The organism is Nitrincola nitratireducens (genome assembly GCF_000585235.1).
Classification (GTDB): domain Bacteria; phylum Pseudomonadota; class Gammaproteobacteria; order Pseudomonadales; family Balneatricaceae; genus Nitrincola; species Nitrincola alkalisediminis.
Map to the genome: position 1 here is coordinate 212,876 of NZ_AONB01000003.1, position 17,470 is coordinate 230,345.

The 17,470-nt window shown below is 47.9% G+C and carries 13 protein-coding genes and 1 pseudogene; 10 read left to right on the forward strand and 4 right to left on the reverse strand.

Annotation, left to right across the window (positions count from 1 at the left end; all coding sequences use genetic code 11):
- Window positions 1–114: 114 nt before the first annotated feature.
- The 3 genes from D791_RS05010 to D791_RS05020 are packed head-to-tail and all read left to right on the forward strand — an operon-like array spanning window position 115 to window position 4,168.
- Window positions 115–771 (forward strand): efflux RND transporter periplasmic adaptor subunit, encoded by a 657-nt coding sequence (locus tag D791_RS05010; protein WP_036508556.1) that lies wholly within the window; start codon window positions 115–117, stop codon window positions 769–771.
- On the forward strand, window positions 753–1,109 hold the full coding sequence (locus D791_RS05015) for a hypothetical protein (protein WP_157682236.1): 357 nt from the start codon (window positions 753–755) through the stop codon (window positions 1,107–1,109). Before D791_RS05010 ends, D791_RS05015 begins: the two co-directional genes overlap by 19 nt.
- Entirely contained in the window at window positions 1,106–4,168 is a 3,063-nt protein-coding gene (locus D791_RS05020; protein ID WP_036508561.1) for an efflux RND transporter permease subunit, read from the forward strand. Before D791_RS05015 ends, D791_RS05020 begins: the two co-directional genes overlap by 4 nt.
- A 35-nt stretch (window positions 4,169–4,203) precedes the next feature.
- Here D791_RS05020 and D791_RS05025 read toward each other — a convergent pair whose 3' ends face one another.
- Genes D791_RS05025 through D791_RS05035 form a run of 3 tightly spaced genes read right to left on the reverse strand, consistent with a single transcriptional unit; the run spans window position 4,204 to window position 6,113 of the window.
- Window positions 4,204–4,752, reverse strand: a complete 549-nt coding sequence (locus tag D791_RS05025) for a biotin transporter BioY (protein WP_036508564.1) — start codon at window positions 4,750–4,752, stop codon at window positions 4,204–4,206.
- A gap of 36 nt (window positions 4,753–4,788) precedes the next feature.
- Window positions 4,789–5,400, reverse strand: coding sequence for an energy-coupling factor transporter transmembrane component T family protein (locus tag D791_RS05030; protein ID WP_036508565.1), 612 nt, complete (start codon window positions 5,398–5,400; stop codon window positions 4,789–4,791).
- Complete coding sequence (locus D791_RS05035; RefSeq protein ID WP_036508567.1) at window positions 5,397–6,113, reverse strand: energy-coupling factor ABC transporter ATP-binding protein; 717 nt, start codon at window positions 6,111–6,113, stop codon at window positions 5,397–5,399. The genes D791_RS05030 and D791_RS05035 overlap by 4 nt, the downstream gene beginning before the upstream one ends.
- 249 nt (window positions 6,114–6,362) lie before the next feature.
- Between D791_RS05035 and D791_RS21360 the strand changes: the two genes are divergently transcribed.
- From D791_RS21360 to D791_RS05065, 6 genes and pseudogenes are all read left to right on the forward strand, one after another.
- Window positions 6,363–8,615: a methyl-accepting chemotaxis protein gene (locus tag D791_RS21360; protein ID WP_051514217.1), complete on the forward strand. Its 2,253-nt coding sequence runs from the start codon at window positions 6,363–6,365 to the stop codon at window positions 8,613–8,615.
- Between the two features lie 21 nt (window positions 8,616–8,636).
- Window positions 8,637–9,563 carry a serine O-acetyltransferase EpsC gene (gene epsC, locus D791_RS05045; protein ID WP_036508568.1) on the forward strand — a complete coding sequence of 309 codons (927 nt, stop codon included), beginning with the start codon at window positions 8,637–8,639 and terminating at the stop codon, window positions 9,561–9,563.
- A 121-nt stretch (window positions 9,564–9,684) separates the two neighbouring features.
- Window positions 9,685–10,955, forward strand: a pseudogene (locus D791_RS05050) (O-acetylhomoserine aminocarboxypropyltransferase/cysteine synthase family protein).
- 501 nt (window positions 10,956–11,456) lie between these two features.
- Window positions 11,457–13,889, forward strand: a complete 2,433-nt coding sequence (locus tag D791_RS05055; protein WP_036508570.1) for a CehA/McbA family metallohydrolase — start codon at window positions 11,457–11,459, stop codon at window positions 13,887–13,889.
- 670 nt (window positions 13,890–14,559) lie between these two features.
- A complete protein-coding gene (locus D791_RS05060; protein WP_036508572.1) occupies window positions 14,560–14,988 on the forward strand; it encodes a hypothetical protein in 429 nt (142 codons plus the stop codon).
- A gap of 2 nt (window positions 14,989–14,990) precedes the next feature.
- Window positions 14,991–15,431: a hypothetical protein gene (locus D791_RS05065; RefSeq protein ID WP_036508574.1), complete on the forward strand. Its 441-nt coding sequence runs from the start codon at window positions 14,991–14,993 to the stop codon at window positions 15,429–15,431.
- A 300-nt stretch (window positions 15,432–15,731) separates the two neighbouring features.
- Here the strand turns inward: D791_RS05065 and D791_RS05070 are convergent, their stop codons facing one another.
- Entirely contained in the window at window positions 15,732–16,817 is a 1,086-nt protein-coding gene (locus D791_RS05070; protein WP_157682238.1) for a phytanoyl-CoA dioxygenase family protein, read from the reverse strand.
- 321 nt (window positions 16,818–17,138) lie between these two features.
- Here D791_RS05070 and fdxA point away from each other — a divergent pair, with 321 nt between their 5' ends.
- The gene (gene fdxA, locus D791_RS05075; RefSeq protein WP_036508576.1) at window positions 17,139–17,462 is read left to right on the forward strand and encodes a ferredoxin FdxA; all 324 of its coding nucleotides are present in this window, start codon (window positions 17,139–17,141) and stop codon (window positions 17,460–17,462) included.
- Window positions 17,463–17,470: the final 8 nt, after the last annotated feature.

Consider the following 17,470-nt stretch of genomic DNA (forward strand, 5'->3'; position numbering starts at 1 on the left):
GCTTTGTTTAAAAGCCTTCAGTTGAAACGCAATTTTACGAATCGAGACCTATGTACCCATGTAGCACGTAAGACCTGTTAGATAATAACCCCTAGGATGGAACTTAGAAAAATCATGCGACTACCGATCATAGCTCTTGCGTTTTTGTTTTTGTCAGGTGTCTCAAAGGCTTCAACACTCGAAGGATTAGAGTTGAAGCCGTTTGATGAGATTAAGATCGTGAACCCCCTCCAGGTTTCGGCCGAAGTGGTGAGTTTGAATCAAACTCCAATGATCAGTGAGCTCAATGCTCAGATCACAAGGTTGCATGTGCGCCCTGGGGATCAAGTCAAAGCCGGGCAGCTGCTTGCTGAGCTAGACTGTCGAGACACGAAAGACACAGTCTCACTCTTGGATGCGCGTCAGCGCGAGCTGAATGCCAGTCTTGAACAAGCCGAGCGTTTATTTCAACGTTTTACTCAATTAGAAAGTCGACAGTTTTCCGATCGTTTGTCGCGAGAAGATGCGCAAACCAATGTCGTGCGTGCCAGAGCCCAGTTAGCTGCCTTAGCGGTTGAACATGCCATGGCACAGCGCCAAGTGTCCCGCTGTCAGGTGCTGGCCCCTTTTACAGCGGCGGTGGTGGCTCAACGCGCAGGGGAAGGGCAATGGGTCAGTGTTGGCAGCCCGATTTTTGAGCTAACCCAAACCTCTCCCGCTGAAATTTCGGTGCAGTTACCGCAAGCACGCATTGGGACAAGCCTTGATGCTTCTTGGCCACATTTAAGGTGAATGGACGTGAGTATCCCGTATCCTTTTTACGACAGTCACCTGTGGCCGATCCGGCAACGCGCTCTGTTCATGCATGGTTTCAAGCACCCGAAGGTGTGGCCATAGGTGAAACAGGGCAGTTGTATCTTGATGACCAACTGGCGTATCTGCCCGCACACACCATGGTCATGAGAGAGGGGCAAATGGGGGTGTTTGTTTTAGAGGACGATCAGCCCACATTTTACCCTCTACCGGGTGCTCAAGAAGGGCGACCTTTTCCAGCCCCTTTATCCATCCAGTCTAAAGTACTTGTGACGTCAGGTCAGCACCGCTTAAGTGCTCTAGGACGGACACAATGATTCGGGCTTTGCTGAATAACACCGTTCTAAGTAATTTGGTGTTTGTGCTGGTGCTGATTATCGGCGCCATGTCCTACAATTTGATGCCTCGGCAGAAAGACCCAACCATTAATTTTAATTGGATTATTATTGTTACAGCGTTGCCTGGGGCCAGCGCTGAAGATATCGAAATGCGTGTGACGCAGCCTCTTGAAGATGCCTTGCGTAAACTGAACGATGTCAATTTTGTCTCCAGTACCTCGCGAGTTGGATTGTCAAATATACTTGTACGTTTTCGTGATTTGGATGAACGTCAATTTGATAAGCGCGTGACCGATTTACGTCGAGAGGTGCAAAGCAAACGCAATGAGCTACCTGCTGATATTGTTGAACCGATTATTTTAGAAATAACCAGTGCCAACGCCTTTCCTGCAGCGACCTTAGTGTTGAAAGGCCAAGCCGACGATGAAATTCTGCGCAGCGAGGCGTATCAGCTTAAACGAGAGCTGGAACGCATCAAGGGCATAGATCGAGTTGATACGGCGGGTTTGCAGGACCCAGAAGTTCAGGTGTTGTTGGATATGGGGTTGCTGGCGTCTGCGGGTATACATCCTGCGACGGTCTCGGACGTGATCGCAAGTCAGTGGCAAGACTTAGCTGCAGGAAAGTTAACGGTCTCAAATGAGCAGTGGCTTGTACGGCACTTGGGTCAATCGCCGTCTCCAGAAGACTTAGCCCAGCTATGGATTCCCCAGGCCGGAGGCGAGCTACGTCTTGAAACCTTGGCGCAGGTCGAACGAAGACGGCAAGACCCTACTCAGTTGGTGATGTACGAAGAGCAGCCTGCTGTCATGATGTCTGTTATGAAGGAGGGGAATGCCAACACCTTGGTGTTGATTGAAACCCTAGAAGCCTTCATCGATCAGTACAATCCCACCATCGCTCCTAGAGGGCTGGCCTTGGTGTTGGCGGATGACCAAACAGAATCAACGCGGCGTGCCATTGATATCATGCAGACCAATGCAATTCAGGGACTTTTGTTTGTGGGTCTTGTGAGTTGGTTGTTTCTGGGCTGGCGGATTGGAGTGTTGGTGGCATTGGCCATTCCTTTTTCCTTGATGGGTGTGTTTATTCTGCTCAACCTGCAAGGTGAAACGGTCAATCTAACGGTGCTGCTGGGGGTTATTATCGCGCTGGGAATGCTGGTGGACGTTGCAGTTGTGATGGTAGAAGCCATGCATCAACGCATGGGGCAGGGGGAGGCCGCGATCGACGCAGCCATCGGTGCGATGGGTGAAGTCGGTTGGCCTATTTTCGCCGCGGTGTTAACCACCATTGCAGCGTTTTTACCGCTGATACTGTTGCCCGGTATCCTAGGTGATTTTATGCGTATTGTGCCGACCGTGGTGACATTTGCGTTGATCTTCAGCTTGATTCAAGCCTTTTGGATGCTACCCTCACAAATGCACGCCTTGCATGCGCTGCCCACTCAGAAACGCATCTCTCGGCGCGAACGCATCTTACGACGCTTACGCAATCTCTATGGCCGTGTATTGATTAAAAGTTTCCGTCATCCTTGGGTAACCTTGGTGTGTTTAATCGGCTCATTTACGCTAGCCATAGGCTTGTTTGTCACGGATCGTATCAGTCGTGATTTCTTTGCAGCGGACACTCTTTCTGTGTTTTACATCAACGTTGAGATGCCATCAGGGTCAACACTACGTCAAACGCTCAATGCCACGTTAGACGTCGAAGTGCATGCACGAGCGGGGATGGAGCCTGAAGAAATTCGTTCATTGGTCTCCTATGCCGGGCAAATGTTTACGGAAACAGAGCCTTTATTAGGGGATAACTACGGGCAAATTTTTGTAAGTCTAACCTCTCGACACTTAGGTGGGCGGAGTGCAGATGACATCATTGAGGGGCTGCGCGAATCTGTTCAATTGCATGCACCTGCTGCCAGCAAAATTACGCTCTTGAAGCTTTCCGATGGTCCGCCAAGTTCCATGCCGATCAGTATCAAAGTGCGGGGGGATGAGTATGGGCTGATTCAGGCGGCCGTTGATGATTTGACTGCAATTCTGCAGGGCATACCGGGGGTTGTTGATATTACCAGCGATGCATCGCCTGGCACTCAACAGCTGGTGACGCGTTTGAACCTGCCTGCAATCGCGCGTGCAGGTTTAGATGCTAGAAGTGTAACACGGACACTTCGTTTGCTAACGGACGGTGAAGTTGTAGCGCAGCTGAATGATCGAGGCGAGAGTGTTGATTTGCGTGTTCGTAGCCAACAGACGTCAACCGAAGACATCGAGGCATGGCTGTCGACACGCATTGCTACGCCGTCGGGGCAGAGTGTGCCACTTAGTGAGCTTTTGAATCTTGAGGTTAAGACAGGCTTTGCCAGTCTGCGTCATTATAACTTTAGCCGTGCGATTACGCTTGAAGCCGATCTTGATCGCAGCCAGTTGGACACACTGCAGGCCAATCAGCGGATTCAAAGCGCATGGCTTGAGTATCAAGATCGTCACCCCGGTATATCATTGGATTTTTCGGGCGAGCTGGATGATATTCAAGAGTCGTTAAATGCCTTGGCGATTTTATTTGTGCTGGGCGTAGGTTTGATGTATTTGATTTTGGGTGCGCAGTTTAAGAGTTATTTCCAGCCTTTCATTATTCTCTTAACCATTCCAATGGCATTTACCGGTGTTGCCTATGGTTTGTGGTTTAGCCAGAATCCATTGAGTTTGTATACGCTGTATGGTTTGGTTGCCTTATCGGGAATTGCCGTTAACTCGGCCATTGTTTTAATTGCGGCGGCCAATAGTCGATACAATGACGGGATGAGTGTAATTTACTCCATTGTCTATGCTGCGCGTCGGCGCATGGTGCCCATCTTAATCACGGCAGCAACAACCATGGCGGGTTTAATGGGGCTGGCGTTGGGATTAGGAGGGAAGTCGTTGATTTTTGGCCCGGTTGCCACGGCAATTGTCTGGGGGATTAGTGTCTCAACGCTCTTGACGTTATTTACCATCCCCTTGATGTACAAGCTTACACGTCGTGATCGCCCTCGGTGATCACGACGCTGGCTTGGTGCTAAGCGGATTGAAGACTATTTACGAGTATAAACTGCATCCGGCAGGCCTTTGACAACGGCTTGGGCAACGGCAGCAGCGATCACGGCTTTGACAATGTCGCCAGGAATGAACACAATCATGATCTTGGTGGCATCGAGCCAGTCACGCCCAGTGACAAGCTTGAAGCCCGTGATACCAAACACATAGAGTACCAAAATACCGCCGACGATAGAGGCCAGTAAGGTGGCAGGAAAAGTGGGTAACTTGCGTAACATCAAGGCGACGTAGCCTGTTGCGAAGGCGGCAAATGGAAAACCAATTGCAAACCCAGCGGTAGGGCCAACGAACACGCCGAGGCCTCCGCGCCCGCCTGATAACAGCGGTGCACCCAATGCGACCACAAAAATAAACAGAGCCATCGACAAAGCGCCACGCCATGGCCCCAGCATAACACCGGCGAGCATCACCCCAAGGGTTTGCGCGGTAATGGGGATGCCCGTTACAAACGGAACAGGAGGAATGAGGCCTAAAGCCGCAATGAGTGCCGCGTATAAGGCGATTTGAACCAGTGATTTATCTTGCATACAAACGTCCGACTTCAGAGTGAGTTGATAAAAGGGTTAAGGTTTTTTGACCGAACGGATACCGCCACGCGACGCCAAGGCTTCAGCCACGTGATCGGATAAACGAATGGACTGAATAGTGAGCGGGATGGCAAGCTTCCAAAGTTGACGTCCACCCCCTCTGGATTTCCAAGCCTCCAATAAATATTGAGTCACCCCCATCAGCACTGGGATAAAGCGAATCAGCAATGTAACCGCAAAGGCAATTCGCTTGGGATCAACACCAAACAGCCTTAGCGGTCTGAATATGGGCATCATCGCCGTCATCATGTCGTCCATTTTGGTTGTGAGCGTGATTAAATTGGCAATAAGGACCAGTGTGGCCATTCTCAGTAACAGTGCGAAGGCTTCATAGACACCGACTGACCAGGCTTGCATGATAAATATCAGTGCAAAAATCGGTACCAGCGAACGAAATACCTTGAGTCCGCGCATAGCCGGACGTCCAAGCGAGGCGTAGATCAATAGAGTCAGCAGGGCAAGGACTAACAGAAGGCTGAGCTGTTCAATAGGATACAGAGCGAGGCTGAGTCCCGCCATGGCAAGCAGTTTAATCCCTGCGGGCATCCTGTGTAAGTAGCTTGTTTGCTCAAGATACAGACTAATCATCTGACGCGCACACGTTTTGCATCGGCATAGTAGGCCTTGAGTATTTCATCTGCGGGGCCATCTTGACGGATTTTGCCTTCTTCTAACCAAATAATGCGATCAAAGTCTGTGAAACTGTCGAGCTCGTGACTGATCATGATGATCTGCTGCGGTAAATGGTGCAGCAAATCTAGCAGCTGGTAACGCGTGGGTAAGTCCAAGGCTGAGAAGGGCTCGTCCAATAGAATCACTTTCGGATTCATTAAAATGATGGCGACAATGCACACCCATTGCTTCTGACCATCCGATAAGCTGTGAATGGGGCGTTTTGCCCAGTCGCTGCGCCCTTGTTCACTTAAAAATGACATCACATTTTCGAGGGCAGTGGATTTAGAAAGCCCTTGATTGAGTAAGCCAAAACACAACTCTTCTTCCACTGTAGGGAAAATAATTTGATGGTCAGGGTTTTGAAAAATAAAACCGACATGAGACGACATGTTTTCAGGGCCTGAGTTGGGGTTTTGCCCAAAGACTGAAATTTGCCCAGTATTGGCAGGCAATAAGCCATTGATCAAGCGCAACAACGAGCTTTTGCCTGAGCCATTATGACCAATCAGGCCAATGCGCGGCTCGGATAGTTGCAGGGAAAGCTGGTCAATCACGGTACGTTCGTTGCGAACCAGTGTGACCTGGTGAAGATAAATGCCTTGTTCTTGGCCCACGGATTGCGTCATCGTACTCTCGTACCCATGTAAAGTGGCAAAGTATATAGAAGAGCCTGTCATTTTTACCAGTCTTGCCAATCTCAATGGCGTCTTGATCACTCAAAAGGCAGAGCTTGTTTTAAATTTATTGATCGAAAACAGCTCTTTATCAGCAAAACTCGTCTATGATGATCCTAATCATTCCCCCTATTCTGTTGGGCTAAGGTCTAGGGGGTAAAGTTCATCAATGGCGATGGCAGATTTTCAGCGGAGTGTTGCATGTATATCAAAACAAAAATTTCTGTAGGATTTAGCGCGGTTGCGTTAATTGCATTGGTACTGGGTGGCTTAGGTTACTTTGGTGCGAGTCGCAGTCAGACGTCGATTGAGCAGCTTGGACTTGTGCGCCTGGCAGGTGTTCAGAGCGTGTTAGAAATGCAAGTCTCGTTGGCAGAAGTGGTCACGAGCATGCGTACTTTAATGAATACACATGCGACTCTCACTGAAAAACAACGCGAATATGAGCGTATTGAAGCAGGTCGTGCAGCTTATCGCAAAGCCTTATCCGCCTATGAGCAGCTTCCTAAGTCAGAAGACGAAGCACGAGAGTGGGCGCGTTTTACCGAGACGCTACCGGCTTGGGTTGAGGCCAATAATGCGATTTTAGCTTTGCATCAGCAGGTTGACCGTCAGCTTAGTTTAAATGCGCTTGCGGATGTTGGTGGTTTGCAGCAGCAAATAGCCGCGCAAACGATGGGCCAGACGTTGGTGTATCAAACGCAATCCTTCAATTATTTGAACAATGTCGTGCAGATGAATATGGATGCAGCCGCGCTTAATGTTGAAGATGATCTTGCAAAGGCTGCCCAATTAAAATTGCTCAGTTTAATTGCAATGATTCTAGGCGTTCTGCTGTCGGCGATCTTGGGAATACGCATCACCCGAGATATTACCCGTCCGCTGCAGCTCTTGGTTACGTCTGTGAAGCACGTCAGTCAAAGCAGTGATTTTAGCCATCAAGTCGCCTATTCCAAAAAAGATGAAGTGGGCGAGGTGGTGGAGTCCTTTAACCATCTACTGGATTCACAAAAGCAAGCGCTGCAAGAGGCCAGTGAAACCGTTGCGGCTCTTGCCTCAGGCGACTTTAGTTTGCGAGTAAAACGCCACTACGAAGGTGATTTGGCTAGGTTGAAAGAGGGGATTAACGCCAGCGCTGATACGATTGTGTTGACCATGACCGAGCTTGGAAAAGTCATGCAATCGCTTAAGCAGGGCGAGTTTGATATCCAAATAAATCCCAATCTCGTCAGTGGTGAATTCCGGCGTATGCTGGAGAATGCATCGCAGGGAACCCAAGCGCTGAGAAATAGCATCAATGATATTATAAATGTGATGTCGGCGACTCAATCCGGTCATTTTAATGAGCGCGTTAATGCAGACGCCAGCGGTGACCTGCTCAAGTTGAAAGAAATGATTAATACCTCTGTCGTTGCCTTGCATAACGCGATTGAAGATATCAGTCGAGTGATGGTAGCGCAGTCAAAAGGGGATTTAACACAAACAATCGAGACACAATACCCAGGTGATTTAGGGGTGTTGACCTCGGCGGCTAATCATACTGCTGAAAAACTACAAGAGGTTATTTTGCAGATACGTTTGGCGGTTGAGGCGGTTAATACGGCCGCTGCCGAAATTGCGATGGGGAATACCGACCTTTCACAACGCACCGAGGAGCAAGCCTCCAGCCTTGAAGAAACGGCATCTAGCCTTGAAGAATTGACCTCTACGGTAAAAATGAATGCCGACAATGCGCGCCAAGCCAATCAGTTAGCGCAAACGGCCAGCCGTATTGCTGAAGAAGGCGGCATCAAAGCAAGTACGGTTGAAAAAACCATGGAGGCCATTACCGATAGTTCCAACAAAATTGCTGACATTACGTCATTGATCGACGGCATTGCATTTCAAACCAATATTCTTGCACTGAATGCTGCGGTTGAGGCGGCACGTGCTGGCGAACAAGGTCGAGGCTTTGCGGTGGTGGCCAGTGAAGTTAGAGCCTTGGCTCAACGCTCTGCAGCGGCGGCCAAAGAAATTAAAGAACTCATTGCCCAGTCTTCGGATATTGTTAAATCAGGCAATGCCCTGGTGAAAGAAACGGGACTCACGATTCAAGAAATTGTTGAGTCTGTTAAGCGAGTCACCGATTTAATGGCCGATATTTCTGCCGCCTCTGAAGAGCAAAGTCAGGGGATTGCACAAGTCAATCAAGCCGTGTTGCAGATGGATGAAGTCACTCAGCAAAATGCCGCTTTAGTTGAGGAAGCGGCGGCCGCTGCGGAGTCCTTGGAAGAGCAAGCGCAATCCTTGAAAGCGAGTGTTGCTCTGTTCAAATTGGAGGATGGGCTAACAAATACAGGGACACTTCCTGCGCCTAAAATACAAAAAAATCTGCCATCACCAACGCCATCTAGTGCTAAACTCAATGCTTTATCCAGACAAACTGCTCGTGATGACGAGTGGGAAGAGTTTTAAAAAGTCGATAAGGCGGTATCTATGAGTAATGTGGACTGGGGCTTGGACGGATTGGTAAGTGAACTCAGGGCACGTCGCGAGCATTGGCGACGTGCTCGCCAACGTGACCCAGAGATCAATGGCCGTGAATTTCCATCCTTGGATGTGATGCATCAAGTGAGTGAAGGCTTGGCTGCTGCGCTGTTTCCCATGCGACTTGGGCCTTCGGATCTTAAGCCTAAGGCTGAAGACCACTACATTGGCTATACCCTCGATAAAGCACTGAATACCTTGTTGGACCAAGCTGTTTTAGAACTGAGGTTCGGCCAGAACCCACCCGAGCCTTTTGTACAAACGCGTGAAAAAGCCATTGCTGCGATTCGGGAGTTCGCATCACGTTTACCGGATATACGCGGTGTACTCGACACAGATGTCGAAGCCGCCTATAAGGGCGACCCGGCAGCACGCAGCATGGATGAAGTGCTCTTGTGCTATCCGGGGGTGCGCGCCATTATTTTTCATCGTTTATCCCATGAGCTGTTTAAGCTCGGTTTACCTCTTTTGGCCAGAATTATGGCCGAAATTTCGCATTCTGAAACCGGTATCGATATTCACCCGGGTGCCACGATTGGTGAGTCCTTTTTTATCGACCACGGTACCGGTGTCGTCATTGGTGAAACAACCATTATTGGTAGAGGTGTGCGCATATACCAAGCCGTCACTTTAGGGGCTAAGCGCTTTGAAGTTGATGAGCACGGCAGTTTAATCAAAGGCGGTGCACGCCATCCTGTGATTGAGGATCAAGTGGTCATTTATGCAGGCGCTACTTTGCTTGGACGGATCACTATTGGCCGCGGTTCAAGTATTGGGGGGAATGTGTGGTTGACGCACAGTGTCCCGCCGAACAGCCAAATTACCCAAGCGAATCATGAACAGCGCTGCGAAGAACAGCGCGCAAAAGGCGAGTGAATCAAGTCTCCAATACTTGAAAACCCCTATTGTTGGAGTATGATCCTGACGGGTGTAAACACGAATGAGACCTATTTTTTAATGGGTTTCTTTGAATCAATCGAATAAGGAACAATAACAAATGAAATTGGAAACCCTTGCCCTTCATGCAGGTTATGAGATAGATCCAACCACTAAAGCGGTGGCTGTACCCATCTATCAAACCACGTCATATGCATTTGATAACGCTCAGCATGGCGCAGATTTGTTCGACTTGAAAGTGCCAGGCAATATCTACACTCGTATCATGAACCCAACGACGGACGTATTGGAAAAGCGCGTTGCGGCACTAGAAGGCGGCATTGCTGCACTCGCGGTCGCGTCGGGTATGGCGGCGATCACCTATGCCATCCAAACGCTGGCCGAAGTTGGCGACAATATCGTGTCGACCAGCGAGCTGTACGGTGGAACCTACAATCTGTTTGCACACACGCTGCCTCGTCAAGGGATCGAAGTTCGCTTTATCAACAAAAATGACCTAGCCGCGCTGGAAAACGCCATCGATGCGAAAACCAAGGCCGTCTTTGCTGAAACCATTGGCAATCCGTCCGGTGGCGTTGCTGATGTGCGTAAACTTGCAGAGATCGCGCATCGTCATGGCGTGCCTTTGATTGTGGATAACACCGTGCCATCTCCTTTTTTATGGCGTCCCATCGAAGACGGTGCCGATATCGTTATTCACTCTGCGACCAAGTACATTGGCGGACATGGCACCACCGTTGGCGGCATTATCGTGGATTCAGGGAAATTTCCTTGGGCAGATCATGCTGAGCGCTTCCCATTATTGAATCAAGCGGACCCTTCTTATCACGGTGTGGTGTATACCGAGGCGTTTGGGCCTGCCGCCTTTATTGGTCGTGCACGCGTCGTGCCCTTACGTAACATGGGCGCGGCGATATCGCCCTTTAATGCCTTTATGCTGTTGCAAGGGCTTGAAACACTCTCGTTGCGTATTCAGCGTATATCGACAACCGCTTTGCAGATTGCCAACTGGTTAGAAGCGCATCCTAAGGTGAGCTGGGTTGATTATGCGGGCCTTGAGTCTCACAAAGACCATGCGTTGGTTCAAGAGTATTTGGGTGGAAAAGCATCGGGCATTCTGAGTTTTGGCATCGACGGTGACCGAGAAGCCACACGCCGTTTCTACGATACCTTGGCGATATTCTTACGCTTGGTGAATATCGGGGATAGTAAATCCTTGGCAGCCATTCCAGCTGAGACCACTCATCGTCAGTTAAACGATGAAGAGCTGGCGGCGGCTGGGGTGAAGCAGGAACAGTGCGTTTGTCGATAGGTTTGGAAGATCCAGAGGATCTGATTGCCGATCTTGAACAGGCGTTTCAGCAGGTGTAAAACAGGTGTAAATCTGACAAGCCGCGAGAAGAGCTTTAGGCTTTTCTCGCTTTAGGCTCGTCAATTCTGGTGTGAACATCCTTCCTCCCTCTCTCAATTCTTTTCGTGATTTGACGCTGATGCATCAGTTAACGTCGTAAATGGCGTAGTTAAACTTTAGTTGCAGAAGGTATGATCAATTTCGCTTGATGAATATCAAGTTATTTTTTCTTTGGTAAAGTTTACTTTTTGATAATTTAAAATCGGGTGTGTACCGTTGATATGGTTCAGTCAGCCGTTAAGGCAGGCCATGTGTGGTCAACCCCTCTCACGCTTCAGTTGAAAAGTCGATGGGCTCTTCACTGCTGGCGGCCGTCTAGCGATTTGCATCCTGGGATCCAGAAAGCTTGATGGTTGCAACTCTGATTCAGCGCTTCAATACATTGGTGTTTAACTGAAGGATTTGGTGCGTAGATAACATCCACAACAGATCAATAGATCAACGGAACAGAGGTTATGAATATGCAAAGTAATCGATTTTTCAAGAGATTTACGCTTAGTACACTGAGTCTGGCAATATTAGTTGCAGGTTCAGCACTGGCGGACGTTAAGGTTGTTACGGGCCCTTCCCCAATTGAAGGAGATGTGCTGATTCACCCTGAGGACATTACACTGTATAACGATAAAATCGCAATCACCTTTGCCGTCGGCAGTCCCAATTTCTGGGGGATGACCAATGGCTCCATCTCTAACCTAGCCTTGATGCAGGGACGTGATCAATTCGGTGTGAATATCGTTAATGATGTGGAGTTTCTGGTCAATTCTTGGACTGCCAGTGGTGGGTCCTTGGTTGCAGATGTTGAGGTTGTCAAGGCGAGCGTTGAGGAGGGTATTGTACGTGCTACCAGTACTTGGTTGGGCGATGGAAAAGACAATGCGCTGGATGTAGTAACCACTTATACACTGACAAAAGACAGCAATGTACTGCAATTGCATACGCTTGTGACCAACCCAGGTCCTGATAGTTATGAAGATCTGCGCAGTGGTTATTCTCTCAGTGCTCTGTCAGCCTTTATGTTTGGTCCGTTTGGCTATGACACACCGGATATCCGCGCACGTAATATTTACATTGGTGCGGGTGCAGATGAGCCATTGGGTGATTTTACCGTGAGCTACACAGAGGATTATGCGATCACTGTACAGATGGATGATCCCGATATCTATCGTGGTACAACGGGTTATAAGGATTTGCATAAGCATTACAATCTGGCCCCGGGCGAGAGCATGGCCTTCACCGGAGAGTTGCAGATTGCTGATGTGGGTCATACCAGTCCCTTCATGGCACGTATGATTGAGAAAAAAGGCTTGGCGTCCAGTACCATCAGTGGTGTTGTGTATAACGATCAAGGCGAGGTGCACGCCAGCCCTGTGATCGTGGTTGAGCGCGAAGGGCGTTACAAAGGTGAGTTTGTCGGAGCACAGAATGTTGGATCGGATCAGTTGCATGTCAATATGCAGCCGTTGTTTTGGCATGTAGGTGATGCTGACGGGGCTTTCAGCTTCCAGGTGCCAGAGGGTGAATATCAGATTTATGCGCTGGACGCAGGGTTTACTCCCTCGCAGAAACAGTCGATTAGTGTAACAGCAGGCGAGCAGCAAAGCCTGAGCTTCAAAGATGAGTACGCTATTGTTCAGGGAGGCGTCGTCCTGCTGAATATTTCGGATACTGATACAGGCGAACCAGTGGATGCTCGCATCGAGGTTGAGGGTGAAGTACCAGCCGTGAAGTATCTGGGACGGCGTACCTATTTTACAGAGCTGGACGAGGTGGGAGTGGCGAGAATTCAGTTGGCAACGGGTGAGTTTGCCTTCAATGTCCTGTCAGGTGCGCACTTCAATTCAATGCCCGTCAGGAGTGAAACCACGGTGCGCTCTAATGAGGTCAGCGACGTGGTTTTGTCGGTGAAATCGGATGTGCTGCCAAATCAGGAAGGTTGGTATGCGGTTGATTTTCATCACCACACGGATATCGGCGATGCCAATACACCTCCTGTTGATGTGGTGAGGTCACAGCTTGCGAGCCGTTTAGATTTAACGTACATCAGTGATCATGATGCAGTCAGCAATCACTCTGAGGTTCATGATCTTTCACTTCAGCGGGGGTACCCTTTTATTCCGGGCTTGGAGGTGACGCCTGGCTGGGGGCACTTCAATCTGATTAATATGCCAATCAATCACGAAGTCATTGACTCCAGCATGGATGTTGCCGATATCATCAAGGCCGCTCATGAGATGGGTGCTTTGGTGATCGTCAATCATCCTTTCTCGGATTATGGCTACTTCAATAACCGCGATATCGTGCCGGGCGGATACAGTCCTGACTTCGATCTGATCGAGTTACAGCCAACCCTTGATCTGAGTAAACCGGACAATATCGATACTCGTACCCTGACACAAGCAATGCGCTTTTGGGATGAGAGTCTGACGGGAGATAGTAAGGTGTATTACCTGACGGGTGGTACGGACACTCACGAAGTGACGTCACCTACACTCTATTCGGGCATTATTAGAACGCTGGCGAAGGTGGATGATGACCTGACGGTGGAGGGTTTTGTTGATGCTGTGGCTGCTGGCCGCTCTTATGTGTCCATGGGACCCATGATGTTCACGCAGGAGTTGGAGTTCGGTCAGACCTATGAGGTGACCAATGGTGAGGCGCTGAGTTTGGCTGTGGAGCTGTTTGCCGTGAATGGGCTTGAGAGCGTTGAGCTCTATACCAGCGGTTCGGAGATAGGTTCTCCATTGGAAACCAGGTCTCTAGAGAGCACCGAAGGTCGGCAGAAAGTCGAGTTTAGCCTGCAACCTGCTCAGAATACTTGGTATAACCTGATTGTGAAAGATAAGAGCGGAAGGCCTGCTATTTCCAATCCGATTTGGGTGAATGTTAAAGGCTAAAGGAAAGTCTTAGTCTTTTTAGAATGCAATTGCTTTGCTTAGTATTTCCGCTCTAACCCTATCTAGCAACCTGTCGAACTTAGCGAGGTAAAGACAGGCTGCTAGATTACGCAGAGAGTGTCATAAATTGTCGGAGATGATTTCATCTATGGAAATTCATCTGACGATGTCATCTGAAAGATGTCTGCTAGCTGACATCTAAACGACAAGAACTGACTTCGAGCTCATAAATACACCCTGCCTTCATGTAATAATTGACTAGAAAACATCAAACTTATCATTTATCATACGTTTGTTTGACACATGCAGATCGATTTGTTCAAGCATCCAAGGATAAGGACGTATGTGGTTATTCCATTTCTATGCAAAGTATCGGCTTCCTTTATAAAGGATTTCTCTGTAAAGGGACACAGAAGTAGCCTATAACTTCATACTCTTATCCATCGGAAAAAAAGCTTTATATTAAACAAGTTAAAGTAAAAAACCGTGAGGTATCTACGTTAGAGTGCGTTTGCCCACTATAGGTAAACTCAGTTATCCGAACTTCACTGTTGCAGTATAGATAGATTGAAATGTGGGTTGCCCTACAAAGGGGAAAGACGATACTAAGTAAAGCTCAATATATTCTGAATATATTGTTCGCATTATTTTCAAATAAAGGATAAAGAACATGGATTTTAAAAGAACAGAAGCAAAAATAACAATTGCAAAGCTGATTGAGTTGGCTTATTCAAAAAATAAAGGGATGACGGCCAAAATTATGGCAGAAAAGGGTAATGCACAATTAACTGTAGATCATAATGGAAATGCAACACTTTCTGGCTCAGCAGGTATGTTAACCTTCAGTGGAACGCCTGTGTTAGAAAATGTGGGTGCTAAAATCAAGCGGATTAATATAAATTTCCGTAATGAGGAAGGAATGAAAGTTGATTATACTGCAACTTTTGATCTGGAATATATAAAGTTATCGGTAATGGGTGATTTTGATTTAGAAGAATTGATGACATCTTGTTCAGGTTTACTGTGTCAAGCTGCCCGAGCATTTAAAGGTAGAGATCGTGCTTACAATATGGAATTGCAGAGAATAATGGGGCATTAAGAATGCAAAAAATCTTTTTTAATTTCATTCTTATCTTATTTCTAACAGGCTGTGTATCTATGCAAGCCTCTTCTTCTGTGCTGTATCAAGAGTATTCAAAGTACCAGAATAGTGTGAATAAAAATAATGTTGTTGAAGTGGCGGGTAATTTTTTTAGTCCATCACTTCTGGGTGAGGATTATAGAGTAAATTTAGGGGCAGTTAGTCAGTTATTATTTAAGAGTTACATGGTGGAGGAATTCAGTTACCATGAAATGAAAAATGAGCAAGAAGGCTGTCTTACCATCAATGGATATGATGAAGAAAATGCCCCGTTAATATTTAGTCTTAAGTACATCTTGAACGATGGCCGCTGGCTAATTGACAATATTCATGTTGTTTTTGTTGAGCACGTAAAAGATTTTTCTGATAGCGCAAAATGCCCAAACGAATATCCTGAATAAGACTATTAAACCGGTGGCAATTCAGGTCTGACTATGTCATTGGAAAGCCGCATGGTGGCTAGCCTCTAACCGACAGGAACTGCCGCCGGGTTAATAATCAAAAGCTAAGGGGCGCACTCAAAGGTGTGCCGTTTAGCTTGGTTATATAAAAATGTCCTGTTTACAGGATGGGGTGAGTCCATTGAATTCGATGGATATCACCCTTAATTGCCTAGCAGCATTCCTATCTGTTAACGCTCATCAGCTCTACGTATAGTCAGCTCTGAAGTATAGAATCGCCACTCTAGCAAGAGGGGATGCTCAATGGCTCCGATCAAACTTCCCTTCATAATTGCGTTGAATCCCTTCTTTAATTTTTGCCCGATCTTGGCGTGCCAGTTCGCCTTTCCATACCCACTCGAAAATGCGGCTGGCGGCTTTTGGGAAGGGTGTGAAAATAGGATTGAAAGGGTTGTCCCTTGCTTGCATCCAGACCGTCATGCGGTGACTGCGTTTTTGAGCGACACCTCGGCAATGGAAACCGTACACATTTGCCACAAGCAGTGTATTGGCCGGAACATGCAGCGCGGTGGCTTGTAAGCCCATTTCCTCTAGTGCTTGCGGTGTCACTCTAAAGGATCCATCCCAGTAACGACCTGCTGGGCGATCCTCGCCTTTTAACGAAGCAATGAGGCTTTCTTTGTATTCCCACTTTAATCTTGCCCAGGTTAAACGGTGAGAGCGAGGGACATACACATGAGGACCGTTATCATCATTGGCCGGATCTAAAAATAACCAGCCTTTGACACAAGGGTGAAAGGTATCCGCATGCAAGTCGCGCTGAGGGTCGGCTTGAGGCACCACGTTGGCGTGATTACAGAGGTTCTCAATAAAGAAAAAAGGTGGCCTGTTTTTTGAAGAACACCAACGCATTAAACGATCGAGGGGTTTGGCTTGTGTAAACGCATTCAGCTCGGGCAGGGTCTGTCGAATATCTTCCGTCATAAAGCTGCGTTGCGTGAGGGTTGTTCCTTCAACAAATTCACGGATCAAGCCTGAGTAGTTAACCGCCTCTGATTGCAAACGTTCAAATTGCTCGGGTGGCAAGTAGTTCTCAATTAAAATATAGCCTTCTCGGATAAACTGACGACGCTGCTCGGCTGGAACAAGAGGCGATAGGAGCCATAGTCTTAGATGAAACAAGGCTTGAGCGATGACCACGCGTGTGACATGCAAACCGCAACGATTGAGCCAATAGTTTCCGAGGATTGGGTTTTGACTGAAGCTTTTTGCCCAAGTAAAGGGTTCAATTATCCAGATAAACCAACGTAGAGCAGGTGATAAAAGACGTGAAAGCGCTTCCATAATGTTACGCGTAAGTAGGGTTGACACGTTCGAGATTGACAAAAGACAGTCTCGCACAGCCGACAACTCAGATGGCCGCGTACCTCCTGTAATGAACGATCCAAAGTAAATAGGCTAACTGGAATATGGCGTCAAATCTCAGTTAGACTTCAACGAGAATCTTAACAGTGCTGTTACACTAGGCCAACTTTTTTCTTTAATCGCTTGTCTTAATGTTTAGCGTTGAAGGGACTTTAAGACCTTGGTAGGCGAGGTTTGTACTCCCCAGTAAAATGCACGGCGTCAGAGGCTCTGGGAGGCAAAGTGTGCTAAAGTTCACCCGTTTATATAATGTGATTTCAGCGATTCATTGGAGTGTTACAAATGGCGTTTGTCGTAACTGAAAACTGTATCTTATGTAAGTACACAGATTGTGTTGCGGTCTGCCCGGTTGACTGTTTTTATGAGGGGCCTAATTTTTTGGTGATTCATCCGGATGAGTGTATCGACTGCGGGCTTTGTGAGCCAGAGTGTCCAGCGAAAGCCATTTTTTCCGAAGACGATCTACCGGATGACCAGCTCGAGTTTGTTCAACTGAATGCTGAACTGGCCGAAATATGGCCAAATATCACCGAATACAAAGCGGCACCCGCTGATGCTGCCGACTGGGATGGCAAGGCAGGCAAACTGCAGTACCTGAAGCGTTAAAGCGCTAT